A 22,183-nucleotide genomic window follows, 5' to 3' on the forward strand; every position below is an offset into this window, starting at 1 on the left:
TGAGCTCCGGGACGGGGCAGGTCGTCCCTGCGAGGGGTCAGCTCCCCGACCCGGACCCGTTCGATCCCGACGGGGTGTGACCGTTCGTCGACGGCACCGCCGTGGTGTGACCGTTGCCGCCGGCCGTGCTGCCGGCCGATGCGCCCGCGGCGGCGACCTCGCCCCCCGTGGTCGTGCTGTCCTCGACAGGGCCGGCCGTGGTCGTGGCCCGCGTGGCGCGGCGGCGGGGGCGCGGAGCCGGGGGCTCGGTCGTGGACGGGTCGTCGGCGTTCTCGCCGGTCGTCCCGTCGGCGTCCGGGGTCGGATCCGGGGCGGCGGTGATGCGCTTCGCCGTGGTGCGCTTGGCGGGCGTCTTCTTGGCCGTCGTGGTGCCGTCGGCGGCGGACTCCGCGGGCGTCTTGCGGCTGCGCACGCGGACCGTCGGGTGGTCGGTCTGCGCCGCGTCGCCCGTCGCGGCCTCGCCGGTGCTCGACGCGGTGGTCGACGCGGTGGTGCGGGTCCGACTGGTGGTCGAGCGGGCGCGGGAGGGACGCTTCGACGCGGAGGGCGCACCCTCGGCATCGGAGGCGATCGCGGTGGTCCGGCGCGGCCGCCTGGGCTTCGGGGCGGGGTCCGACGTGGGCCCGGTCTCGGGCGTCGGCTCCGGCTCGGGCGTCGTCTCCTCGACCACCGGGGCGGGCTCCGCCGCCGGAGCCGGCGTGCTCGGCGGCCCGGCGGGCAGGGCCAGCACGGGGCGGCGGCCGCCGGGGGCGTCGCGGACGTCGACGGCCCAGGTCAGGACCGCTCCGAGCACGACGGCGCCGGCGAGACCGAGCGCGGAGGCCGCCACGTCGATGTCGTCGGGCCGCGTGCTCCCGCGGCGGCAGACGAGCACCACGCCGTCGGCGTGACGGGCGATGTCGACGGCGTCCGCCGCGTCGGTGACCGGCGGGGTGTCGACGAGCACGTGGTCGTAGCGCTCGCGCAGCGTCTGCAGCAGCGACACCAGGCGCGGGCCCACGACGAGCTCGCTGGGACGCGACCCGGGTGAGCCGGCGGTGACGACGTCGAAGCCACCCCGCGACCAGCGCTGGATCGCCGCCGCGGGCTCGAGGCGCTGCTCGAGGACCTCGCGGAGCCCCACCTGCCCGTCGAGGGACAGCGTGGTGGCGAGCGACGGGCTGCGCAGGTCGGCGTCGACGACCACCACCGAGTCGCCGGACGCGGCGAACGCCACGGCGAGGTCGACGGCCGTCGTCGAGGTGCCCTGGTCGGACCCGGTGCCGGTGAGCACGAGGCAGCGGCGCTCGCCGGCCACCGAGCGCAGGCTCGCGCGGGTCCGCCGGTAGGACTCGGCGCGGGCACGCTGGCGGCGGGCGCGGCGGCCACCGGCGCCGACCGACGGCTCGGAGAGCAGCGCGGGGTGCTTCGGGGGGCGGCGGAGGGCGGGGACGGTGCCGAGCACGGGCGCGCCGAGCCGCTCGCTGAGCGTCTCCGAGGAGTCGATGGCGTCCCGCAGCGCTCGACGCGCCAGCGCCACGCCGATGCCGACGACGAGGCCCACGAGCAGCGCGACCGCGAAGAGGATCGTCGTCCGCGGGCCGGACGGCTCGTCGGGCGTGGTGGGCGGGAGGATCACCTCGGCCGTGGCGATCGGCCGGTTCACCGCTCCCCCGGTCGACTCGATGGCGCCGACCAGCCGCGTGAACGCCGTGGCCACCGCGCCGGCCACGAGCCGGGCCTGGTCGGGCGAGCGCTCGGTGACGTCGAGGGACAGCACCACGGTCTCGGTGACCGAGCTCGCGCTGATCGCGCCCTGGATCTCGTCGGGGGCCGGGCTGCCGCCGAGCAGCGCGGACGCGTCGATCGCGACCCGCTGCCCCTGCAGCAGCTCGGTGTAGGACTTCACGCGCTCGGTGGAGAGCTGGGCGCCCGAGTAGGCGTCCGTGGACGACGACTCCTGCTGCGCCGACGCCACGTAGAACACGGCGGACGACGTGTAGGTCCGGGGCAGGAGGAGGTCGAGCAGCACCGCGCCGAGCAGGCACAGCACCAGCACACCGGCGATGAGCTTCCGGTCCTCGCGCAGGACGGTCCAGTACTCGCGGGCGCTCATGGTCGGTCTCCTCCGAGGGCCGCCACGGGTTCGGGCGGGATGGTGGATGCAGGTTCAGGGCCCGTCGGTGCCGGACGACCGGCCCACCAGCGGTGCCATCGGGCGAGGGCGGGCGCACCGGGCTCGGCGCGTTCGGCGGCGGTGAGGCCCTCGGCCGCACAAGCGAGGGCGACGAGCGCGAACGCCCAGGTCGACGCGGCCGCGGGCTGGGAGAGCAGGAGCGTCAGGAAGACGACGAGGGCGACGGGCACCGCCCGGCCGACGGGCTGCGCACCACGGCCGGGGGCGATGAACGCGGGGACGAGGACCGCCAGCGACACCAGGACGACGAACGGGAGGCCGTTGACGGCGACGTCGGAGACGAGGTTGATGCCGGCCTGCTTCTCGCTGCCCAGCCCGCCCAGCGGCGACTCGGTCAGCGCGCGGATCCCGGCGTCGGTGGCGTCCTGGCGCTCCGCGAGCGAGGTCTCGTTCGACGTCTGCTTCGCGCTCAGCCCGAGCACGGGCGCGTAGAGCGCCACCCAGGCGGCGCCCGCGATCGCGCCCAGCCCGCCGATCTGGCGCAGGAAGCCGCTCAGGGCGACGCCGCCGCGCGGACGCAGGAACACGTCGAGGGCGAGCACCACGACGAAGACGCCGAACCCGGCGGTGGACAGCGTGCCGGCGAGCCCCGCGAGGAGGAGCACCTTGACCCAGCGTGCCCGGTAGCCGACGGCGTCGGTGAGGAACCACGTCGCGGCACAGGACATGGCCAACCAGCCCGACTCACGACCGAACCCCGTCAGCCGAGGCACGTCGATCCCGAAGACCTCCGAGGTCGAGTAGCTGATCGTGAACGGGAAGTACACCGGTTGCGGCCCGACCGCGCCGACGGGCACGGACGTGATCTGGCCGGAGCCCAGGCCGGCGACCGCCCAGACCAGCGCGGTGACCACCCACGAGGCGCACACGAGGACGACGACGATGACGAAGCCGCGCGCCACCGCACGCCGCGTGCGCGGGTCGGCCAGCACGACGGCGAACGCCACCAGCGAGCCGATCGTCAGCACGAAGTCCTGGAAGAGGTCACGCACGCGGTCCGGGGCGAACGCCGCGGCGCCGTGGCCGACCATCCACAGGTAGGCGAGGGCGAGCACGCCGACCAGCAGCGGGACCGCCGGCACCGGCCGCGAGGGCACCCGCTCGCGGCGCAGCAGCGCGGCGACCGCGGCGAGGACGGCCAGGGCGCAGCCCACCAGTGCCGTGCTCTCGCCGAACACCCCGGGACGGAGCAGCGGGAGCGTCAGCAGGACCAGCCCGGCGGGCACCGGCGCGGGGAGGGTCGGCGCGGTCAGCGAGCCCCACAGGGTCCGCGTCCGCGCCGTCATCCTCGTCTCCCTGGCTCGTCGAGGCCCGCTCGTCCGTTCAGCGTAGCCAGGAGGGTATCGATCGGGTCAACGTCGTGATCGAGCGGGTTGCGGATCTCACTCTCGGTCGCCGAGTAGCACACCGACGAAGTCCTCCGTGCCGAGGTCGGCCCCGGCCTTGCGGGCAGCGGCCACGTAGTGGTCACGCTCGGCGAGCAGGCGGTCGAGGGCGTCGGCGACGTCGGCCGGGTCGTCGACACGGGCCTTCACTCCGCAGCCGGTGGCGTCCAGGACCGTCGCGATCCATCCCCGATCGGGCCCGAGCACCGGGACGCCCCGGGCGCAGGACTCGGCGACGATGCCGCTCGGGGCGTCGTTGTCGTGCAGGACGGCGGCGACGTCCAGCGAGCGCAGCGCGGCGTCGAACTCGGCGTCGTCGAGGAGACGGTCGTCGACGGCCAGCCGGCCCTCGGCGCGCAGCCGCGCCGCGGCCGGATCGGTGGCGAGGGCGTCGCGCACGTCGGGCTCGCAGCGTCCGGCGAGGACGACGTCGACCTCCGGGCGCGTGACGCACGCACGCAGGAGCACCGGCACGTTCTTGCGCGCGCTGATCACCCCGATGATGCCGACGCGCACGCGGTCACCGGTCCTCGGCGGATCGATGGGTTCGGACGGCGGCGCGACGGGATCGCGGACGGGGGTCACGCCGGGGAAGCCGGGCCGCCGGGTGACGACGCCGAAGGCGTCGGTGAGGAAGTGCACCCGCACCCCGGGCAGCCGGCGCAACGCCGCGACCAGGGCCGGCTTGAGCGCCATCCCGACCGTCGCCGCCTCGGGCCCGCCGGGCAGCGCGGTGCGCATCAGCAGGACCGTGACGCGAGGACGGCGCGGGCGCGACCGACCGAGCGAGCCGCGCACGAGCGCGCGCAGCAGCGGGCGCACCGCCTTGTCGCCGTCGGGCACGACGAGGTGGTCGGCCCCCCGGGCGGTCGCGGTGTCGAGGGCCTCGGCGATGGCGGCGCCGTGGTCCTCGGCGTCGAGCACGACCGTCTCGGCGCCGGCGCCTCCGAGGTACTCGGCGAACTCCGGGGCGCCCGCGACGGACGACGAGACGAGCAGCAGGCGCTCGGCCGGGGGAAGAGCATCGAGGATCCACCGGACATAGTGCAGACGGTGACCCAAGGGCTCCAGTTCGACGACGGCCGTAGCCCCAGAGTGATGCACGTTGCTCCATTCTAGCTACGCCTGCCGCGCAGCGTTACCGTCGCAGGCAGCTTAAGGATGAGGCGAGGTGTTGATGGAGATCGCGTGGCTCACCGACGCGCAGGCTCCCTACCGTGAACCGCTGTTCACCGAGCTCGCACGGCGCAGCGACCTCACGGTGCACGTCCTCTTCACGGAGGAGCCGGAACGGCACTTCCGCTACCGACCCCACCCCGGGTACGCCTCGGCCCTCGTGCCCTGCTGGCAGATCCCCCGGAAGGGTCCCCTGGCGAGCCTCGACTCGTACCAGGCGATCCTGCGGCCCGGCGCCACGCACCCCGTGCTCGACGCCGACGTGATCGTCATCCCGACATGGGCCCAGCTGGCCAGCGCCTGGACGATGCTGCGCGCGGTCCGCCGCGGCGTGCCCTACGTGATCTTCTCCGAGAGCACGCTCACCAGCCGCCGCTTCTCGAGCGGGCCCGTCGACCGCCTGCGGCGGTGGCTGTTCACGCACGCCGGTGCGGTGGTCGTCCCCGGCCCCGCCGCTCGCGAGGCCTCGATCGCGTCCGGCGTCGCCCCGGAGCGCATCGTCGAGTCGGTGAACTCGGTCGACCTCGGCCTGTTCGGCGGACGCACGCGCGAGTTGCGCGCACAGGCCGGCGAGACCACGGGACCCGGCGCCGAGGCGCACCGCTACGTCTACGTCGGCCAGCTCATCGCGCGGAAGAACGTCGGCGCGCTGATCGAGGCGTTCGCCCGGCTCGACGGCCGCCCGGAGCTCGACGTCGTCGGCGACGGGGCCGAGCTCCCGGCCCTGCAGCAGTCGGCCCGGGACCTGGGCGTCGCCGACCGCGTGCGCTTCCGCGGCTTCCTCGACGAGGACGGCGTGGTGGCGATCCTCGCGACCACACAGACCCTCGTCCTGCCCTCGCTCGAGGAGGTCTACGGCTTCACGCCGCTCGAGGCGCGCGTCGCCGGGCTGCAGGTGGTCGTGTCCGACAAGGCCGGGATCGCCGAGAACCTCCGCGACGTCGACGGCGCCTGGATCGTGCCGCCGGACGTCGACGGCCTGGCCCACGGGCTCGAGGGCTCCCGCCGGGCGTGGACCGGGTGGGCGGCGGACGTGCCCGCCGACTCCGCCTCCCCCGAGCGCTCGGCCGACGACGTCCTCACCGCCGCCAAGATCGCCTCAGGAGGCGCTGCGCGCACGTGAGTGTCTCGGGTCGCCGGAGCGACCCGGAACACTCACGTGGCGACGCCGTTGAGGACGTTGCCGGCCACGACGACGGTGCCGGTGCCGCGGAGGGCGAAGGTGTCGTCGACGTCCGGTCCGTCGACGCGGTTGCCGGTGATCGCGCCGGCGGGCACGCCGTCGAACGCCACGGCACGGATCCCGGCGCCGCACCGCATCACGTTGTCCGCGACCACGACCTCGGTCGGCGGGTCCAGCGGCCGCCCGCCCGCGGTCAGGCCCTCGCCGCCCGGCAGCGCCCCGACCAGCGGGATCGGCTGCGTGTTCATCGTCGCGTCGTGCCGGTTGGCGCGGACGGTCACGCGGCGGGCGCCGGCGATGATCTGCACGTGGGCGAACTCCTGGAGCCCGCAGGCCGTGAACGTGTTGTCCTCGACGAGCACGTCGGTGGAGAAGTCCTCGACGTGCACGGCCTCCATCCGGTAGCGCTCCACCGTGCAGCCGCGCACCACGACGTCGGCGCAGTAGGCGATGCCGACCGCGAAGCCCGGGGAGTCGTTGTCGCGGAAGGTGCAGCCCTCCACACGCACGTCGCGGAACGAGCCGAGGGGGCTGTTGAACTCGAGGTCGGTGTTGGCGTTGCGCACGAACGTGCTGCCCCGGACCACCGTCCGCTGGGTCACCGCCCGCGACTGGTTCGCCTGGTAGAGCCCGTAGGTCGTGGTCGCGACGGCGGTGTCGGTGATCGCGAGGTCGGCGCTCGTCCCGTCGGCCGTGCCGAGCTGCAGGCCGTGGGCGAACGTCGTCAGGGCGTCGGTGTGCCCGATGAGTGCCGAGCGCGAGAGCCGGAACCCGTCGGCCCGGCCGAGGCGCACGAGCACGGTGTCGACGTCGACGAGGCGCTCGAGGACGAGCCCGTCGAGCGTCACCCCCGGTGCGTCGACGAGCAGCCCGACGAGGGCGTCGCGCAGGCCCGGCCCCGGCTCCGGCCGCAGGAACGACCGGCCCGGCTCCCCCGCGACGACCACGCCGGGCGGCACGCGCAGGGGCTCGCCGAGGACGAGCCGGTAGGTCCCGGCCGGCACCGCGACCGTGCTCGGCCCGGCGCCCGCCTGCTGCAGCGCCGCCCGGAAGGCCGCGGCGTCGTCTGCGCGTCCGTCGCCCCGAGCGCCGAGGGCCCGGACGTCGACGACCGACCCCTGCCGCAACGGGGCCCCCGACGGCGTCGGGACATCGCCCGGGATGCCGGGGACGGGTGGGGCGGCGGCGCCCGCACAGGCCGCGGGGGCGGCCGCGGCCACCAACCCGGTGGCGGCGGCGAGCCGGAGGGCACCGCGGCGCGACCACGCCCGGCCCGAGTCGATCACGGCACCAGTATGCCGACGAGACCCGGCCGTGTGGGTCGTCCGCATTCCCCCGCGCGGCGCGTAACGACCTCCCCCGGCCCGCCGACAGAGCAGCGAGACGTTCGAGGACGACGGGGGTTGCCTGCGATGACGATGATCCTGACGGCGGTGGCCGGCGCGACGGCCGGTGCGGCGGCGTGGCTGATCGCCCCCTGGGCGAGCATGGCCGTCCACGGCACCGTCGACGAGCGGACCTGGGCCGCGCAGCGCTGACGACGCTCGGTCGCCGTCCGGGCCTCACGGTTCGGTCTCGTCCGCCCCGCGGGGCGACGCCCTCCGCCACGATGCTCACAGCACGTGGTGTGCGAGGTCTCCGGGGGGAGTGCCGACGATGGCGAAGCGCGGACGGGGAACGGCGGTGGCCGCCGGGATCCTGGTCGGAGCGGCACTGGGATGGGCGCTCGCGCCCGTGGTCGCCATGGCGCGACACGGCACGCTCGACCAACAGACGGTGCGGGCCTGGCGGGAGACCCGGCCGCGAGCCGTCCCCCGGTATGACGAGCTGAGCGTCCCGGCGCCCCGCAGGGGCGCCGGGACGTCGACCACCGAACCGGTCGCTAGGGCTTGAGCACCCGCGCCCGCTCGACGCCGGCCGCGTCCATCTCCTTGAACTCCATGCGCCGCCGGCCGGCGAGCCTCCTCTCGTACCGGTCGACGTAGGGCAGGAAGCCCGCCCGCTCGCAGCCCTTGAGGCTCGCGACGTTGTCGACGCCGACGAAGGTGACGACGTAGCGCGCACCGAGGTCGGCGGCCTTCTCCGCGATCATCGACATGCCCGCGCTCATGATGCGCTTGCCCTGGTGGCGCACCGGCGTGAACGCACCCTCGAGCAGCGCCTCGTCCGGACCCAGCACCGGGAAGATGCCGTGGAAGAACGACTGCACGTCGTCGTTGTCCTCGGCGGAGAACAGCCACTGGACGTAGCAGGGCTCGTCGTCGGCGTTGACCGCGACGTACGGGCTCCCGATCCCCTCCTCGAGGAGGCGACCGCGGGTCTGCCGCTCCCAGCGCTCGGCGGAGTCGACCTCGGCGTGCGTGTCGAGGATGTGCTCGACGTCGTCGTCGCGCATGGCGCGCACCGAGATCGGAATCTTCGCGACCGGGGTCTCGTGGGGGACCGCCAGGTCCCGCTTGAGCCCGTAGGAGTGCGACGTCGAGTACGCCCGCTTGCCGACGGAGCGCATCGTCGGGACGAAGGTCCCCGACTCCAGCGTCGTCCTGGCGAACCGGGCGTAGCGCGTGAGCGTCGTGCCGGCGCTCGAGTTGTCCTGCACAGCGAAGTCCTCACCGTTGGGGAATCGGCCATGGTCGCCGATCGCTCTCCATCGAGCGACCACCACCCGGGGTGAGACGCGTACCTCAACGGAGGGTTCGCCTCCCGGCCCCTGATGTCACCCGATCAGGCGAAAGATTTCGCGGGTTGACGTGATCGAGCTAACGATCCGTGTCGATCAGACGAGAATGGGTCGAGCGCCGGCGGGGAGCCGGCTCAGCACCCTCGGGGGGTCCCATGTCCAAGCACTCGGCTCCGCACACCGGCGGCGGCACCGGCGACCCCGTCGTGCTGATCCGCCCGGTCGCCCTGAGCGCCGCCGACTACCTCGGTCGCCTGCGCAACGCCGCGACGACCCTGGTCCCGATCACGGTGCGGGGTCGGCACTCGCGGGGCTGACGCCCCCGGACCCGCCCCGACCGGACCGTCAGGCCGGCAGCACCCTGCCCGCGTGCTCCGTCCCCGCGTGGAGGGGACCGGCGTCGTTGACGGCGAGCAGCAGCGGCACCGGTCCGCTGGTGTCGATGCGGCACACGGCGGCGTCGACGAGGAACATCCGCCACGCGATCTCGATGCCGACCCCGAGAGCCCAGCTGATCGCCGCCTTGATCGGCGAGACGTGGCTGACCACCACCACCTCGCCCTCCGCCGCCTCGGCCGCGAGGTCGACGCACGCGGCGGCCACGCGGTCCCGCACCGCCACGAGCGACTCGCCGCCCGCCGGCACGTACTCCGGATCGGAGCGCCAGGCGTGCCAGGCGTCGCCGTCGAGGGCCGTCATGGGCTGGCCGTCGAGCTCGCCGTAGTCCATCTCGGTCCACCGCGTGTCGACCTCGACGGGCACCTCGGCCCCGAGGAGCGCCGCGGTCTCGCGGGCCCGGACGAGCGGGCTGGTCACCAGCCGCGTGGGCCGCGGGAGCCCCGCGGCGAGGGCGCGGGCCTGCCGCCGTCCGGTCTCGGTGAGCGGCGGGTCGGCCCGGCCGCACATCAGCCCGCGGGCGTTGGCCTCACTCTGACCATGGCGGACGAGGGTGAGCACCTACGCCACGGTAGTGCCGCCGGAGCGGGCATCCGCCGCGCATTCGGGCGACGAGCAGCGTCCGCGAGCAGCACCAGGGCGCCCGGGGCGCAGGAGATCAGGGCGAGGACGCCGTAGACGACGGCCGTCGCGAGCCCCTGACCCGGGGCGAGGCCGACGGCCGCGAAGGCGACGGCCGCCACCGCCTCCCGCGGCCCCCAGCCGCCGACCGTGAGGGGCACCGACATCGCCAGGAGCGCCACGGTGACGAGCGGGAGCAGCTGACCCAGGGGTGCGGTGACCCCGGCGGTGCGGGCGGCGACGACGAACAGCGCGAGCAGCCCGGCGAGCGCCACCAGCGACAGCAGGACGACGGCGGGCGCGGTGCGCCACCGGCCGAGGCCCTCGCGGACGTCGCGCATCGCCGTGGCGAGCCCGAGGCGCCACCGCGCCGCGCGGCGGGCGGTCCAGAGCCAGCCGACCACGCCGGCGACGAGGAGGACGACGCCGGCCGCGACGAAGCCGAGCCCGGGGCCGACGACGGCGTGCACCACGGCGGGCTGCGCGAACAGCACGGCGGCGCCGACGGCGACGACCACGACCTGGCCCGCGACACGCTCGATCACCACGGCCCGCGCGCCGCGCCCGTCGCCGGGACGGTGGTGGCGCACGGCGCGGTGCACGTCGCCGAGCACGCCGGCGGGCAGCAGCGAGTTGAGCAGCGTCGCGCGGTACGCGTCGGCGGTGGCCTCGCCCAGCGGCAGCGTCAGCCCGACGCCGCGGGCGACGACGCACCAGCGGGCGGCGCCGGCGACGGTGGTGAGCGCGCCGAGCAGGAGCGCGGCGGCGACCACCGGCCCGGAGATCCCGGCGAGCGCCTCGACCACGCCGCCGGCACCCAGGCGCACGACGAGCAGGACGGGAAGGCCGAGGCCGACGACGAGCCGGATCACCGTGCCGAGGTTAGGCATGCGGCGACGCGCCGGGAGCACGTTCGGGGAAAGAGACGGGACGGCTTCGGGACTGGTACGGGGAGCGGGGACGTCGACGGTCGGGGGTGGGGTCGAGCAGGTCACGGGCGCGGGGAGCGGCACGTCGAATCAGTCCAGTGGGGAGCTGGGGAGCGGGTGGTCCGGGGTCGTGCGGGGGTCGGGCGGTGGGGTCAGGGCGGTCGGGTCAGGGGAGGGCCAGCAGGTCGAGGTGGCCGACGTGGACGCGCAGCCGGCCCTGCTCGGCCGCGTCGAGGCGTCGGTCGAGGTAGGCGTCGGCGTGCCGCGCGAGGTCGGGGTCCTGCGCGACGGCCGCCGACACCCAGCCGTGCAGCCAGGCGACGACGAGGTCGACGTCGTCGAGCCCGAGCTGCCAGGGGCTGACCCGGGAGACGACGTGGGCGCCGCGACGGGCGAACGCCCGCTCCGCGACGTCCGGGGCGGAGGGGCCGAGCAGCCGGCGTCCGTCGACGACCCGCTGCTGGTGGGCGTCGAAGGCCGCGGCCATGGGGACGTCGCGCGCCTCCGCGGGCTCGAGGCGGACCTGGCCGACGACGCTGAGCGTCAGCAGCGCGGCGCAGCCGGCGCCGACGCACGCGGCGGCGACGGCCTCGACCTCCTCGGCGGTGAGCACGTCGAGCAGGGCCGACGCGGTGACGAGGTCGATGCCGGCGAGGTCGTCGGCGGTGAGCGTGGTGACGTCGACCGTGCGGGTCTCGGCGGTCACGGGCGAGCCGTCGCGGGCCCGGTCGGGGAGGTTCGCGGCGGCGTGTTCGAGCAGGTCGGGGTCGCGGTCGGCGAGCACCCAGTGCTGCGGGCCGGGCAGGCGGGGCGCGAGCCAGCGCGCCATCGACCCCGTGCCGGAACCGAGGTCGAGGATCCGCCCGACCGCGGGGTGACCGGCGCGGAGGTCCTCGACGAGGTCGATCGCGCGGGCCTCGGCGTCGGCGGGCTCGCGCAGGGCGAGCCAGTCGGGCGCCGCGGGGGCGCCGGGCCGGGAGTGGCCCGGGGCGGGGTGGCGGGGGCTGGGGAGCTCCCCGCTCAGCTCGGGGCGCGCAGGTCCGCCAGCACCTGCTGCACCCGTCGCGAGGTCTGCGTCCACGTCGAAAGAGTGCAATGCCGAGATCTCGCTGAGATCCGTCGCCCATTGCGATGCACCTCATCGGCGAACCAGCGGTCTAGTCCTGCGACGAGTGCGGGAACATCCTCAGCAGAAACTAAGATTCCGGCCCCGTTGAGGGTCTCGGGCAGCCCGCCGGCGTCGCTCGCCATCACGGGGATGCCCCGCGCGAGCGCCTCCGTCACCACCATCCCGTACGTCTCCACCCGCGAGGGCGCGACGAGGAGATCGGTGGCGTCCCATGTCCTGTCCAGTGCAACGCCCCTCAGGGGTCCGAGGTGACGGATCCGGTCGCCCAGTCCGTGCCGGGCGATGCTGGCACGCAGGTCGGCGACGAAGGCGGGGGCGCGCCGGGTGGGGCCGACGAGGTCGAGGGTCCACGGGTGCTGCGGCAGCGCGGCCAGCGCCTCGACGAGCAGGTCCTGCCCCTTGGTGGGCGTGACGGCGCCGAGGCAGAGCAGGCGGTGGACGCCGTCGGTCCCGGTGGCGAGCGGGGCGGGATCGACGCCGGGGACGGCGACGACGACCCCGTCGACGCCGTGCCGCTCGTGGAGCCGCCGCGCCGCCCAGGGACTCGTCGCGAGCACGGCCCCGGCGACGCGCAGCACCGCGCCCTCGCCGGCGTCGAGGTCGGGCGCCTCCTCGCCGAGGGGTAGGTGCACGAGCACGGCGAGCGGACGGCGAGCGGTGTGCGGGACGACGATCTCCGGCACCCCGCACGCCACCAGCCCGTCGAGCAGCACCGGGCCGACGCCGTCGGCGAGCACCGCGTCGAGCTCCCGGCGCGCCGCGTCGTCCGGTCGCGGCCAGGTGCCCGCGACCTGGGCGTCGCGCACGGCCACGCCGTCGGTCCGCAGCCCCTCGATGACCCGCGCGTCGTAGACGTCCCCGCCGCTGACGAGGGCGGGGTCCGCGACCGGTCTCACGAAGGTCACCGCACGCACCGCCCCAGCATGCCTACGGTGCGGGACGTGAGCCTTCCGCCCCTCGCCGCCGAGGACCACGTGTGCGCGCCCTGCGGCTGGCGCTTCGCCGACGTCTCGGTCGAGGAGGCGGCGTCGGTCGCCGCGTCGGTGCCGGGCCGCGTGCGGGCGGCGGTGGCGGCCATCCCGACGGAGCGCCGTCACGGCCGGCCGCGCGAGGACGTGTGGTCGGTCGCCGAGTACGTCTGTCACCTGCGCGACGTGGCGATGGCCTTCACGATCCGGCTGCACCGGGCGCGTACCGAGGACCGGCCGGCCCTGGAGCCGGTCTACAACGACCTGCGCGTGCGCCGCTTCCGCTACGACCGCCACGACGTCGCGGCGGTGCTCGACGAGCTCGACCTCGTGACGCCCGGACTGCTCGACGAGGTCGCGCGCTACGGCGCTGCCGACTGGGACCGGACCGTCACCCGGCTGCCCCACGAGGAGCGGACCGCCCGGTGGCTGCTGCGCCAGGCCGCCCACGAGGGCGTCCACCACGTCGCCGACATCGCGGGGTGCGCTCCGCGCATGTGAGCACTTTCGGGTGCTGGAGCACCCGGAAGTGCTCACATGGGGCGCAGCCCCACCTCAGTGCGGGGGACCCGGCGGCGGGGTGAGCCGGGCGTGAACGCGCGTCCGTCCCCCGATCGAGTGGGCGGAAAGCGCGCCGGAGGATGCGTCGACCGTCCTGGTGCGGGTTACCCGGGAGGTGACCGACGCCGTGGGCTCCCCCATGACCATCGCCCGGGACACCGTCGTGAGACGGTCCCCGCCGATCCACCACGGCCGACCGTCGACCCCGACGACTTGGAGTCCCCGATGGCCCGGCACCGCCGGACGTCCGACCGTGCCCGCACCGCGCGAGCGGTCCTCGCACCGATCGGACTGGCCGCCGTCAGCGCCGTGGGAGCCTCACCCCTCGCGCTGGCCGCTCCCGCCCCGGCCGCCGTGGGTCAGGGCGACGCCGTCCCCTGCACCGACACGGCCGACGTCTGCGTCGACCTCAGCGAGCGCACGGCGTGGCTCGCCGACGACGGCGTCGCGACCGGCGACGCCATGGCGATCACGTCCGGTTCGCCCGAGGACCCGACGCCCACCGGGACGACGACGGTGCAGCGCAAGGAGCGCCACCACGTCAGCCAGGAGAACCGGGACGCGCCGATGCCGTACTCGATCTTCTTCGACGACGAGGGCCGGGCGTTCCACAGCGGCGACACGGCCGGCACGTCGCACGGGTGCATCCACCTCGAGGTCGAGGACGCCCGCGCGGTGTTCGCGGCTCTCGACATCGGCGACGAGGTGCAGATCCGGAGCTGAGTCGCCGACGCGCCTACGAGAGCGTCAGCTCGTAGCCTGCCGACGCCACGTGCGACTCGTGCAGCGTCACGGTGATGCCCGCGAGGCTCCGGCCGCCGTCGCCCAGGCTCCCGTCGCGTGCCCGGGCGGCGAGGCGCTCGGCGATGACCTTGGCGAGGTACTCGGTGGTCGTGTTGACGCCCGCGAAGTCGGGGTGCTCGTCGAGGTTGCGGTAGGTCAGGTCGGCGAGGGCCGTGTGCAGCTCCTCGGTGGCCCGGCCGATGTCGACGACGATGTTGTCGGCGTCGAGCTCGGGCCGCCGGAACGTCGCGTCGACGACGAACGTCGCGCCGTGCAGCGCCTGCGCCGGTCCGAACACCGCCCCGGTGAAGCTGTGGGCGATCATGATGTGGTCGCGGACGGTGACGGCGAACATGCGGACTCCTCGTCGACGGGTACGCGCCCCATCGAATCAGCCCGCTCAGATCAGCGCGGCGACCACCGCGACGGTCAGGCCCACGGCGAGCACGGTGAGGAAGAGCCAGAGGTCGCCGAGCAGGCGTGCGCGCCAGGAGGCGTCGGGCGACGACGGCGCGGCGACCGGCAGGGAGCGGACCTCGGGCACCGGCGCGTCCGGGATCCGGGAGATCACGCGCACCGGCCGGGGGACGCGGCCCGTGGCGGGCGCCGACGAGGTGGTCACGGACATGACGGTCTCCCGAGGACGGAACGACGGAGGGTAGCGATGAGGCCGCCCTGCCTGGTGCTCACCGACACAGAGAACCTGGCCACGTGACTGTAGGCAACGTCCGTGTCGTCAAGCGGACCGGGGTTGGGCCGAATCGGTGACAGGGCTCGACGCACAGTCGTCGACGCGTCACTCGCGCCGAGCCGGGGACGACTAGCTGCAGCAACCCCCGCCGCAGCAGCCGCCGCCACCACCGCCGGGGGGCGAGGCCATGGCCCGCGGCGTCCCGGTCGGCTGGGCCGTCCGGGCCTTGCCGCCGAGGCCGACGGTGTTCAGCAGCTTCACCGTGTCGTCGTGACCGGTGGGGCAGGGCGCCGGGTCGCTCGCCGCGCTCATCGGCCGGTCGACCTCGAACGTCGACGCGCAGGTTCGGCAGCGGAACTCGTAGCGCGGCATGGTGCGCAGCCTACGAACGGGGAGTTCGCGCGCATAGAAGCAGCGAACAGCGCGTTCGCTGCGACCTCGCTGCGACCTCGCTGCCATCTCGCTGCCACCGGGCCCGTGCCCGCCGACTCTTCCCCTCGTCCGAATCCTGCCTCTATCCTCTGCGTGAGGCGAAACGCTGTTCCATGAGACGAAACATGGAGGTGCCGTGGACGAGGTGGTCCGCGTCGGCGCGGCGGAGCTCGAACGATTCGCGTCACGGGTGCTCGAGGGCCTCGGGACGCCCGCCGACCTCGCGGCGGTGGTCGCCGGATCGCTCGTGGGCGCCGACCTCGCCGGACACGGCTCCCACGGTGTGCGCCGACTCGAGCCCTATGCCGCCTTCGTCCGCAGCGGCCAGATCGTCGCCGACGCCCGGGCGAGCGTGGAGACCGCGGACGGCGCCACCGCCGTCGTCGACGGGCACTACGGCTTCGGCCAGCCCGCCGCCCGGCGCGCGGTCGACGTCGCTGCGGAGCGGGCCGCCGAGCACGGCACGGCGATCGTCGCGATCCGGCGGTGCAACCACGTGGGCCGGCTCGGGGAGTACGTGGAAGACCTCGCCCGGCGCGGCCTGGTCGCCTCGGCCTTCTGCCACGCCGACGCCACCGTCGCCCCGTTCGGCGGGCGGGGGCGTCGGCTGGGCACCAACCCGATGGCCTGGGCGGCCCCGGCCGGCGACGGCGCCCCGCCACTCGTGCTCGACTGGGCCACCTCGGCGTCGGCCGAGGGCAAGCTCGCCGTCGCCCGCGCCCGCGGCGAGCAGGTCCCGCCCGACGTGCTGGTCGACGCCGCGGGAGCGCCGAGCACCGACCCGCAGGACTTCTACGACGGCGGCGCCCTGCTGCCCTTCGGCGGCCACAAGGGCTATGCGCTCAGCCTGATGATCGACGTGGTCGGCGGGCTGCTGACCGGGGCCGGCGCGGCGTCGCTGCCCGGCTACGACGGCACCAACGGCACGGTGCTCGTCGCCCACGACGTCACGCGCTTCACCCCCCTCGCCCGGTTCACCGAGCAGGTCGAGGCGCTGCGCGAGGAGCTGCACGCGACACCGCCGGCGCCCGGGTCGGACGGCGTCCTGCTCTCCGGCGAGCCCGAGGAGGCGGCCCGGCGCCACCACCTGGCCCACGGCGTCGACGTGCCCGCCGGCACCTGGACGGCGCTGAACGATCTCGTCCCGCACACCGCAGGAGAGCAGCGATGACCACGTCCCAGCCCGAGTCCCACCCCGACACCACGCCCGACGCACCAGAGGCCGCCACCCGGGGCCCCGCGCTGCGCCGGGTCGTGTTCGGCGCCCTCGTCGGCACCGCGCTCGAGTGGTACGACTTCTTCATCTACGGCACGGCCGCCGCGCTGGTGTTCAACGTGCTGTTCTTCCCCCAGAGCGACCCCGTGGTGGGCACCCTGACGGCGTTCGCGACCTTCGGCGTCGGCTTCGTCTTCCGCCCGCTCGGCGGGATCGTCTTCGGGCACATCGGCGACCGGATCGGGCGGCGCGAGACCCTCATCCTCACCACCCTGATCATGGGTGTGTCCACCGGCGTGATCGGCCTGCTGCCCACCTACGAGACGATCGGGGCCGCCGCACCGGTCCTGCTCGTGCTGCTGCGGATCCTGCAGGGCCTCGGCGCGGGCGCCGAGTTCGGCGGCGCGTCCACGCTGCTCGCCGAGCACGCCCCGCCCGAGCGCCGCGGCTACTACACCTCGTACGCCCAGACCGGCGTGCAGGTCGGCCTCGTGCTGGGCACCGTGTCGTTCCTGCTCGTCGCGCTGCTGCCGCAGGAGGATCTGCTGTCGTGGGGCTGGCGGGTGCCGTTCCTGCTGAGCTTCCTGCTCATCGCCGTCTCGCTCTACGTGCGCCTGCGGGTCGAGGAGTCGCCGACGTTCCGGGCGATGCTCGAGCGCCGTCAGGTGGTCCGCATGCCCGTGCTCGAGGCGCTGCGCGACTACCCGCGCAACATGCTCATCGGCATCGGGGCGCACATCGCCGACACCGCCGCGATCTACCTCTTCGCGACGTTCACCGTCTCCTACGCCACCTCGCGGCTGGACATCCCCCGCTCGACGGTGCTCACCGGCGTGATCGTGTTCGGACTCGTGGTGATCGTGCTGCAGCCCGTGTGCGGGGCGCTGTCCGACCGGATCGGGCGCAAACCGCTCAACGTCTTCTCCGTGGTGTTCCTCGCGGCGTTCATCTATCCGTTCTTCCTGCTGCTGGAGACCCGCGAGCCGCTCCTGGTGGTGCTCGCCCTGGTCGTGGCCACCGCGTTCGGGGTGGCGCCGATGATCGCCGTGCAGCCCGCGTTCTACAGCGAGCTCTTCGGCGCCCGGGTGCGCTACAGCGGCTTCGCCACGTCCCGCGAGGTCGGCGCGGCGCTCGCCGGGTTCACCCCGCTGGTCGCGACGGCCCTGCTCACCCCGGAGGGCGGCGCCGGATGGGTCGCGGTGTTCATGGTGGTGCTCTGCGCGATCTCGCTGGTGGCGTTCCTGGCCGCGCCGGAGGGCAAGGACCGCGCCATGGGCGATCCCGGCCCGGCCCCGGCCCGGGAGAGGTGACCGACGACGGGGTGCGCCCGGCCCGCGTCCGCATGCTCCACCTGGGCGCCGGGGCGTTCTTCCGGGCGCACACCGCGGTGTTCACCGAGGACGCGCACGCGGGCGAGCCCGCCGGCGAGCGGTGGGGTATCGCCGCGGTCGCGCACTCCTCGCCCGCCGTGGCCCGCGCGCTGCGGGCCCGCGACGGGCGCTACGGGCTGCTCGAGCTGGGCGGCGGGACCGCGCGGGGCCGGGTCGTCGGCGCGGTCCGCGAGGCCCACGTCGCCGCCGAGGAACCGGCGGCGGTGCGGGCGCGGCTCGCCGACCCCGAGGTCACGGTGGTGACCGTGACCGTCACCGAGGCGGGGTACCACCACGACCCCGTCACGCGGCGACTGCGCGCGCACGACCCGGACCTGCAGGCGGACCTGGCGGGCGACCCGCACCGCACCGCGGTCGGCCTCCTCGTCGCCGGTCTCGGCGACCGCGCCGCGGCGGGGGCGCCGGGCCTGTCGGTGCTCGTGTGCGACAACGTCGACGACGGCGGCCCGCTGCTCGCCGGGCTCGTCGCGGAGTTCTGCGCCCGCACCGGACGCGGGGCGCTCGCGGACTGGGTCGCCGAGCACGTCCGCTTCCCCACGACCGTCGTGGACCGCATCGTGCCGGCGCCGGACGAGCGGGCCCGCGCGCGGGTGCGCGAGCACCTCGGGTGGGCCGACGAGGCGTCCGTGGTCACCGAGACCCACCGGCAGTGGGTGATCACCGACGACCTCGTGGCGCCCCGGCCGGCGTGGGAGCGGGCCGGCGCGCTGCTCGTGCCCGACGCCGCGCCGTGGGCCCGGGCCAAGCTCCGGCTGGTCAACGCCCCGCACACCGCGCTCGCCCTGCTCGGCGGGCTGCGGGGCCACACCACGGTGGCCGGGGCGATGGCCGACGACGAGCTCGCCGCCGCCGTCACCGCCCTGCTGGACGAGGAGCTCGTCCCCACCGTGCCCGCCGTCCCCCGCCTGGACCCGGTCGCGACGGCCCGGAGCTCGCTCGCCCGCTTCGCCGACCCGGCCCTCGCCCATCCGCTGGCCCAGATCGCCGCCGACACCTCGCTCAAGATCGGTCCGCGGCTGCTGGCCCCGGCCCTCGAACTGCGGCGGGCGGGCCGTGCGCCGACGGGCATCGGCGCCGTGCTGGGCGCCTGGGTGTACGCCCTCCGGCACGCGACCGACCTCCCCCGCGACCCGCACGCCCGGCGTCTGGTCGCGGCCGCCACCACCGACGACCCGGTGCGCGCGGTCCTCGGCCTCGAGGACCTCGTCCCGGCCGAGCTCGGCCACGACCGCGCGTTCCTCGCGCTCGTCACCGAGGCCCACGACCGGCTCGTCACCGACGGCACCCCGCGAGAGGACACGTCATGGACCTGACCGGCACGGTCGCCGTCGTCACCGGCGGCGGCACGGGCATCGGGGCGGCGATCGCCGAGGCCCTGGCGCGCGCAGGGGCCGCCGCCGTGGTCGTGGGGTACACGCGCTCGGTCGACGACGCCCGCGCCACCGTCGCCCGGCTGCGGGAGCTCGGTGCCGACGGCTCGGAGGCCCTCGCGCTCGACGTCGCCGACGACGCGGCCGTCCGCGCCGCGGCCGAGCACGTGCTGGCCTCGCACGGGCGGGTCGACGTGCTGGTCAACAACGCCGGGACCACCGTGCCGGTCTCCTTCGACGACCTCGAGGGCGCCACCGACGACATCTGGCACGACGTGCTCGACGTGAACCTGGTGGGCGCGTTCCGCTGCGCCCGGGCGCTCGGGCCGGCCCTGCGCGAGGCCGGCGGCGCGGTGGTCAACATCGCCTCGGTCTCGGCCTACCGGGCGGGCGGCTCCTCGATCGTCTACGGCGTCAGCAAGGCGGCGCTGCTGCAGCTCACACGCGGGCTGGCGCGCGCGCTCGCCCCCGAGGTCCGCGTCAACGCGGTCTCGCCGGGCACGGTCGCGACGCGGTGGCAGACGGGCCTGCACGGCGAGGAACGCTTCGCCGAGCTCGCCGCCGCCGAGCGTGCCCAGGCGCCGCTGGGGCGGACCGTCGGGCCCGAGCACGTCGCCCAGGCCGTCGTCGGCCTCCTGCACATGGACCTCGTCACCGGGGAGGACGTCGTCGTCGACGCCGGCCGGTGGCTGACGTCCTGAGAGCCCGCCGCGACCTAGGCTGGCCCCGTGCCCCGACCGTCCGGCAGCAACGCGGTGGAGAAGACGCTCGCCGTCCTCGACGCCCTCGGCGAGCACGAGCGCATCGCCGACATCTCCGACGCGACCGGGATCCACAAGTCGACGGTGCACCGCATCCTGCAGGACTTCACCCGCCTGGGCTTCGCGCGCGTCACCGACCAGGGCACCTACCAGGGCGGGTCCCGGATCCTGGGCCTGGCCGGGCGGGTGCTCGCGCGCAGCGACGCCGCCGAGCGCGCCCGCCCCGAGCTCGTCGCGCTGCAGCGCGAGACCGGCGCCACCGTGCACCTGGCCCTGCTCGACGGGCACGAGGCGGTCTACGTGGCCAAGGTCGAGAGCGCCAAGCCCTACCGGATGGCCTCGCGGGTCGGCATGGCGATGCCGCTGCACTGCACGGCGATCGGCAAGGCCGTCCTCGCCGGGATGACCGACGCCGACGCGGCGGCCCTCCTGGCCCGCGCCGACCTCCCGGCCCGCACGCCGAACACGATCACCGACCCCACGGCGCTGATCGCGCACCTCGCCGAGATCCGCGCGCGCGGATGGTCGGTCGACGACGAGGAGAACGAGGCCGGGGTCCGCTGCGTCGGCGCCGCGGTCTTCGACCACACCGACCGCGCGATCGGGGCGGTGAGCGTCTCGCAGCTGATCACCGACCCGGAGAGCCTCGCGGCCGACGAGGTCGGTCCGCGGGCGGCGGCGACGGCGCGCGCCGTGTCGGAGCTGCTCGGCGCCCCGCGCTGAGCGACGGGCCGGCTCAGGAGGCGCGCGGGCCGGCCGCCAGGGCCGCCCGCGTCTCGCCCAGCGTCGGCACCCGGCCGGTGCCGCCCGCGCCCGCGAGCGACAGCGCGGCGGCCGCCGTGCCCAGCCGTGCGGCCTCGAGGAGCGGGTCGCCCGCGGCCAGGCGCGCCGCGAGCGTGCCGGCCAGCGCGTCGCCCGCCCCGGTCTGGTCGACCACCAGCGGCACCGGGACCGCGTCCAGCCACGTGGGTGCGCCGCCGTCCGCGGCGGCCACCAGGACGCCGTCCTCGCCCCGGGTCACCACCACCGCCCCCGCGCCGAGGCCGAGCACGTGGGCGGCCACCGCGGCCGGGTCGTCGTCCCCGACGAGCGCCGCGGCGTCGCCCGGGCACGACGGCGTGACGACGCTGCAGGACGGGGCGATCCGCTCGAGGACCGCCCGCGCGCGCTCCGGGGTGGTCAGGCGAGCGCGGAAGTTCGGGTCGTAGACGACGCGTCCACCGGCTCCGGCCACGGTCCGCGCGGCGTGCAGCACCGTCTCCTCGGCGCTCGGGGAGAGGGCGGCCGTGATGCCGCTGACCAGCAGCACCCGGGTCCGCTCGAGGGCGGCGGTGTCGAGGTCGTCGGGGACCAGGCCCGACGCGGCGCTGCCCTGGCGCAGGTAGACGAACTCCGCCGCGCCGCCCGGGTCGAGCGCCGAGACGTAGGCCCCGGTCGGGGCGTCGTCGACCACGCGCGCCAGCGGGGTCACGCCGAGCTCGGCGACGCGGGCCACGAGACGCGCGGAGAGGGCGTCGGCGCCCACCCGGGTCAGCAGGGCGGTGTCGGCACCGGCCGCCGCGGCCGCGGCCGCGGCGTTGAGCGCGTCCCCGGAGAACGACAGCGAGAAGTCCGACGCGGTCTCCAGGGGCTCGCCGGACGTGAGCTCCAGCAGTGGCTCGCCGACGACGAGGACGTCGTGTCCCCCGTCTGCACCCACAGGGCTCACCGGGCGCCCCCGACCAGGGCGCCCAGCCGCTCGGCGGTGCCGGCGGGATCGGCCTCGAGCGCGCGGAGCAGGTCGCTGCCGACCCCGACGGCGTGGGCGCCGGCGTCGAGCCACGCGGGGACCGCGTCGAGCCCGATCCCCCCGGTGGGCAGCACCCGGGCGCCGGGCAGCACGGGGAGCAGCGCCCGGAGGTAGTCCGGCCCGACGGGCGCGGCCGGGAAGAGCTTGGCCGGGCCGTGCGCCGCGGCGGCGGCCAGCTCGCCGGGCGTGAACCCGCCCTCGACCAGCGGAACGCCGAGCTCGTCGGCGGCGGCGCGGACCGCGGGGGCCGGCCACGGGGTGACCAGGAAGTCGACCTCGAGGTCGTGGGCCCGCCGCACGTCGTCGGCGTCGCGCACCGTCCCGAGCCCGAGGCAGAGCTGCGGGTGCGCGAGCCGCGCGCCGGCCAGGGCCTCGGCCCACCCGGGCGTCGATCGGGTCAGCTCGATCGCGGGCAGCCCGGCCCCGACGAGCGCGTCGACCTGCGCCCGGGCGCTCGCCGCCGAGTCCGACCGCAGCACCGGCAGCACACGGGCACGCCCGAGCACGCCGATCCACTCCTCCCGCGTCCCGTGAGACGAAACGGCG

Annotated in this window: 24 protein-coding genes; 10 read left to right on the top strand and 14 right to left on the bottom strand. The window is 75.7% G+C overall.

The window, feature by feature from the left end; translation table 11 throughout:
• Window positions 1-37: 37 nt before the first annotated feature.
• The 3 genes from PH191_RS08180 to PH191_RS08190 all read right to left on the bottom strand — a co-directional run bounded on the left by PH191_RS08180 (window position 38) and on the right by PH191_RS08190 (window position 4,623).
• Complete coding sequence (locus tag PH191_RS08180; protein ID WP_274194122.1) at window positions 38-2,095, bottom strand: tyrosine-protein kinase domain-containing protein; 2,058 nt, start codon at window positions 2,093-2,095, stop codon at window positions 38-40.
• A complete protein-coding gene (locus PH191_RS08185; RefSeq protein ID WP_274194123.1) occupies window positions 2,092-3,462 on the bottom strand; it encodes a hypothetical protein in 1,371 nt (456 codons plus the stop codon). Before PH191_RS08185 ends, PH191_RS08180 begins: the two co-directional genes overlap by 4 nt.
• Window positions 3,463-3,558: 96 nt before the next feature.
• On the bottom strand, window positions 3,559-4,623 hold the full coding sequence (locus PH191_RS08190) for a glycosyltransferase family protein (RefSeq protein WP_274194124.1): 1,065 nt from the start codon (window positions 4,621-4,623) through the stop codon (window positions 3,559-3,561).
• Window positions 4,624-4,738: 115 nt separating this feature from the next.
• Here PH191_RS08190 and PH191_RS08195 point away from each other — a divergent pair, with 115 nt between their 5' ends.
• Window positions 4,739-5,860, top strand: a complete 1,122-nt coding sequence (locus PH191_RS08195) for a glycosyltransferase family 4 protein (protein ID WP_274194694.1) — start codon at window positions 4,739-4,741, stop codon at window positions 5,858-5,860.
• Window positions 5,861-5,892: 32 nt separating this feature from the next.
• On the opposite strand, the gene PH191_RS08200 is transcribed toward PH191_RS08195, so the two are convergent.
• Entirely contained in the window at window positions 5,893-7,206 is a 1,314-nt protein-coding gene (locus PH191_RS08200; protein WP_274194125.1) for a right-handed parallel beta-helix repeat-containing protein, read from the bottom strand.
• A 126-nt stretch (window positions 7,207-7,332) separates the two neighbouring features.
• Between PH191_RS08200 and PH191_RS08205 the strand changes: the two genes are divergently transcribed.
• Window positions 7,333-7,458: a hypothetical protein gene (locus PH191_RS08205; RefSeq protein WP_274194126.1), complete on the top strand. Its 126-nt coding sequence runs from the start codon at window positions 7,333-7,335 to the stop codon at window positions 7,456-7,458.
• Between the two features lie 344 nt (window positions 7,459-7,802).
• Here the strand turns inward: PH191_RS08205 and PH191_RS08210 are convergent, their stop codons facing one another.
• A complete protein-coding gene (locus PH191_RS08210; RefSeq protein WP_274194127.1) occupies window positions 7,803-8,519 on the bottom strand; it encodes a GNAT family N-acetyltransferase in 717 nt (238 codons plus the stop codon).
• Window positions 8,520-8,755: 236 nt separating this feature from the next.
• Between PH191_RS08210 and PH191_RS08215 the strand changes: the two genes are divergently transcribed.
• Window positions 8,756-8,917 carry a hypothetical protein gene (locus PH191_RS08215; protein ID WP_274194128.1) on the top strand — a complete coding sequence of 54 codons (162 nt, stop codon included), beginning with the start codon at window positions 8,756-8,758 and terminating at the stop codon, window positions 8,915-8,917.
• A gap of 28 nt (window positions 8,918-8,945) precedes the next feature.
• Here the strand turns inward: PH191_RS08215 and PH191_RS08220 are convergent, their stop codons facing one another.
• The 4 genes from PH191_RS08220 to PH191_RS08235 form a co-directional block, all read right to left on the bottom strand.
• The gene (locus PH191_RS08220; protein ID WP_274194129.1) at window positions 8,946-9,557 is read right to left on the bottom strand and encodes a histidine phosphatase family protein; all 612 of its coding nucleotides are present in this window, start codon (window positions 9,555-9,557) and stop codon (window positions 8,946-8,948) included.
• Window positions 9,506-10,489: a lysylphosphatidylglycerol synthase transmembrane domain-containing protein gene (locus PH191_RS08225; protein WP_274194130.1), complete on the bottom strand. Its 984-nt coding sequence runs from the start codon at window positions 10,487-10,489 to the stop codon at window positions 9,506-9,508. Before PH191_RS08225 ends, PH191_RS08220 begins: the two co-directional genes overlap by 52 nt.
• A gap of 223 nt (window positions 10,490-10,712) precedes the next feature.
• A complete protein-coding gene (locus PH191_RS08230; RefSeq protein WP_274194131.1) occupies window positions 10,713-11,627 on the bottom strand; it encodes a class I SAM-dependent methyltransferase in 915 nt (304 codons plus the stop codon).
• Window positions 11,567-12,571, bottom strand: coding sequence for a glycosyltransferase family 4 protein (locus PH191_RS08235; protein WP_274194132.1), 1,005 nt, complete (start codon window positions 12,569-12,571; stop codon window positions 11,567-11,569). The genes PH191_RS08230 and PH191_RS08235 overlap by 61 nt, the downstream gene beginning before the upstream one ends.
• A 45-nt stretch (window positions 12,572-12,616) precedes the next feature.
• Here PH191_RS08235 and PH191_RS08240 point away from each other — a divergent pair, with 45 nt between their 5' ends.
• The gene (locus tag PH191_RS08240; RefSeq protein ID WP_274194133.1) at window positions 12,617-13,144 is read left to right on the top strand and encodes a DinB family protein; all 528 of its coding nucleotides are present in this window, start codon (window positions 12,617-12,619) and stop codon (window positions 13,142-13,144) included.
• A gap of 369 nt (window positions 13,145-13,513) precedes the next feature.
• Entirely contained in the window at window positions 13,514-13,927 is a 414-nt protein-coding gene (locus PH191_RS08245) for a L,D-transpeptidase (protein WP_274194134.1), read from the top strand.
• Between the two features lie 13 nt (window positions 13,928-13,940).
• On the opposite strand, the gene PH191_RS08250 is transcribed toward PH191_RS08245, so the two are convergent.
• The 3 genes from PH191_RS08250 to PH191_RS08260 all read right to left on the bottom strand — a co-directional run bounded on the left by PH191_RS08250 (window position 13,941) and on the right by PH191_RS08260 (window position 15,050).
• Window positions 13,941-14,342 (bottom strand): 6-pyruvoyl trahydropterin synthase family protein, encoded by a 402-nt coding sequence (locus PH191_RS08250; protein WP_274194135.1) that lies wholly within the window; start codon window positions 14,340-14,342, stop codon window positions 13,941-13,943.
• 45 nt (window positions 14,343-14,387) lie between these two features.
• A complete protein-coding gene (locus PH191_RS08255; protein WP_274194136.1) occupies window positions 14,388-14,615 on the bottom strand; it encodes a hypothetical protein in 228 nt (75 codons plus the stop codon).
• 192 nt (window positions 14,616-14,807) lie between these two features.
• On the bottom strand, window positions 14,808-15,050 hold the full coding sequence (locus PH191_RS08260; protein WP_274194137.1) for an FmdB family zinc ribbon protein: 243 nt from the start codon (window positions 15,048-15,050) through the stop codon (window positions 14,808-14,810).
• Between the two features lie 196 nt (window positions 15,051-15,246).
• Between PH191_RS08260 and PH191_RS08265 the strand changes: the two genes are divergently transcribed.
• Genes PH191_RS08265 through PH191_RS08285 form a run of 5 tightly spaced genes read left to right on the top strand, consistent with a single transcriptional unit; the run spans window position 15,247 to window position 20,571 of the window.
• Window positions 15,247-16,281, top strand: coding sequence for an Ldh family oxidoreductase (locus PH191_RS08265; protein WP_274194138.1), 1,035 nt, complete (start codon window positions 15,247-15,249; stop codon window positions 16,279-16,281).
• Window positions 16,278-17,636: an MFS transporter gene (locus PH191_RS08270; protein ID WP_274194139.1), complete on the top strand. Its 1,359-nt coding sequence runs from the start codon at window positions 16,278-16,280 to the stop codon at window positions 17,634-17,636. The genes PH191_RS08265 and PH191_RS08270 overlap by 4 nt, the downstream gene beginning before the upstream one ends.
• The gene (locus PH191_RS08275) at window positions 17,633-19,030 is read left to right on the top strand and encodes a mannitol dehydrogenase family protein (protein ID WP_274194140.1); all 1,398 of its coding nucleotides are present in this window, start codon (window positions 17,633-17,635) and stop codon (window positions 19,028-19,030) included. Before PH191_RS08270 ends, PH191_RS08275 begins: the two co-directional genes overlap by 4 nt.
• Window positions 19,021-19,788, top strand: a complete 768-nt coding sequence (locus PH191_RS08280; RefSeq protein ID WP_274194141.1) for an SDR family NAD(P)-dependent oxidoreductase — start codon at window positions 19,021-19,023, stop codon at window positions 19,786-19,788. The genes PH191_RS08275 and PH191_RS08280 overlap by 10 nt, the downstream gene beginning before the upstream one ends.
• Before the next feature lie 27 nt (window positions 19,789-19,815).
• Window positions 19,816-20,571 carry an IclR family transcriptional regulator gene (locus tag PH191_RS08285; RefSeq protein ID WP_274194142.1) on the top strand — a complete coding sequence of 252 codons (756 nt, stop codon included), beginning with the start codon at window positions 19,816-19,818 and terminating at the stop codon, window positions 20,569-20,571.
• Window positions 20,572-20,584: 13 nt separating this feature from the next.
• On the opposite strand, the gene PH191_RS08290 is transcribed toward PH191_RS08285, so the two are convergent.
• Complete coding sequence (locus tag PH191_RS08290; protein WP_274194143.1) at window positions 20,585-21,547, bottom strand: sugar kinase; 963 nt, start codon at window positions 21,545-21,547, stop codon at window positions 20,585-20,587.
• A gap of 5 nt (window positions 21,548-21,552) precedes the next feature.
• The gene (locus PH191_RS08295; RefSeq protein WP_274194144.1) at window positions 21,553-22,143 is read right to left on the bottom strand and encodes a bifunctional 4-hydroxy-2-oxoglutarate aldolase/2-dehydro-3-deoxy-phosphogluconate aldolase; all 591 of its coding nucleotides are present in this window, start codon (window positions 22,141-22,143) and stop codon (window positions 21,553-21,555) included.
• Between the last annotated feature and the right edge of the window lie 40 nt (window positions 22,144-22,183).

Origin of the sequence: Actinomycetospora callitridis (assembly GCF_028737265.1) — a bacterium.
GTDB lineage: Bacteria > Actinomycetota > Actinomycetes > Mycobacteriales > Pseudonocardiaceae > Actinomycetospora > Actinomycetospora callitridis.

What these genes read in the sequence shown, in the direction of transcription:
- PH191_RS08280 (WP_274194141.1), top strand. Translation starts at nt 19,021, where the DNA reads ATGGACCTGACCGGCACGGTCGCCGTCGTCACCGGCGGCGGCACGGGC.
- PH191_RS08270 (WP_274194139.1), top strand. Translation starts at nt 16,278, where the DNA reads ATGACCACGTCCCAGCCCGAGTCCCACCCCGACACCACGCCCGACGCA.
- PH191_RS08215 (WP_274194128.1), top strand. Translation starts at nt 8,756, where the DNA reads ATGTCCAAGCACTCGGCTCCGCACACCGGCGGCGGCACCGGCGACCCC.
- PH191_RS08195 (WP_274194694.1), top strand. Translation starts at nt 4,739, where the DNA reads ATGGAGATCGCGTGGCTCACCGACGCGCAGGCTCCCTACCGTGAACCG.
- PH191_RS08255 (WP_274194136.1), bottom strand. Translation starts at nt 14,615, where the DNA reads ATGTCCGTGACCACCTCGTCGGCGCCCGCCACGGGCCGCGTCCCCCGG.
- PH191_RS08260 (WP_274194137.1), bottom strand. Translation starts at nt 15,050, where the DNA reads ATGCCGCGCTACGAGTTCCGCTGCCGAACCTGCGCGTCGACGTTCGAG.
- PH191_RS08180 (WP_274194122.1), bottom strand. Translation starts at nt 2,095, where the DNA reads ATGAGCGCCCGCGAGTACTGGACCGTCCTGCGCGAGGACCGGAAGCTC.
- PH191_RS08205 (WP_274194126.1), top strand. Translation starts at nt 7,333, where the DNA reads ATGACGATGATCCTGACGGCGGTGGCCGGCGCGACGGCCGGTGCGGCG.
- PH191_RS08185 (WP_274194123.1), bottom strand. Translation starts at nt 3,462, where the DNA reads ATGACGGCGCGGACGCGGACCCTGTGGGGCTCGCTGACCGCGCCGACC.
- PH191_RS08250 (WP_274194135.1), bottom strand. Translation starts at nt 14,342, where the DNA reads ATGTTCGCCGTCACCGTCCGCGACCACATCATGATCGCCCACAGCTTC.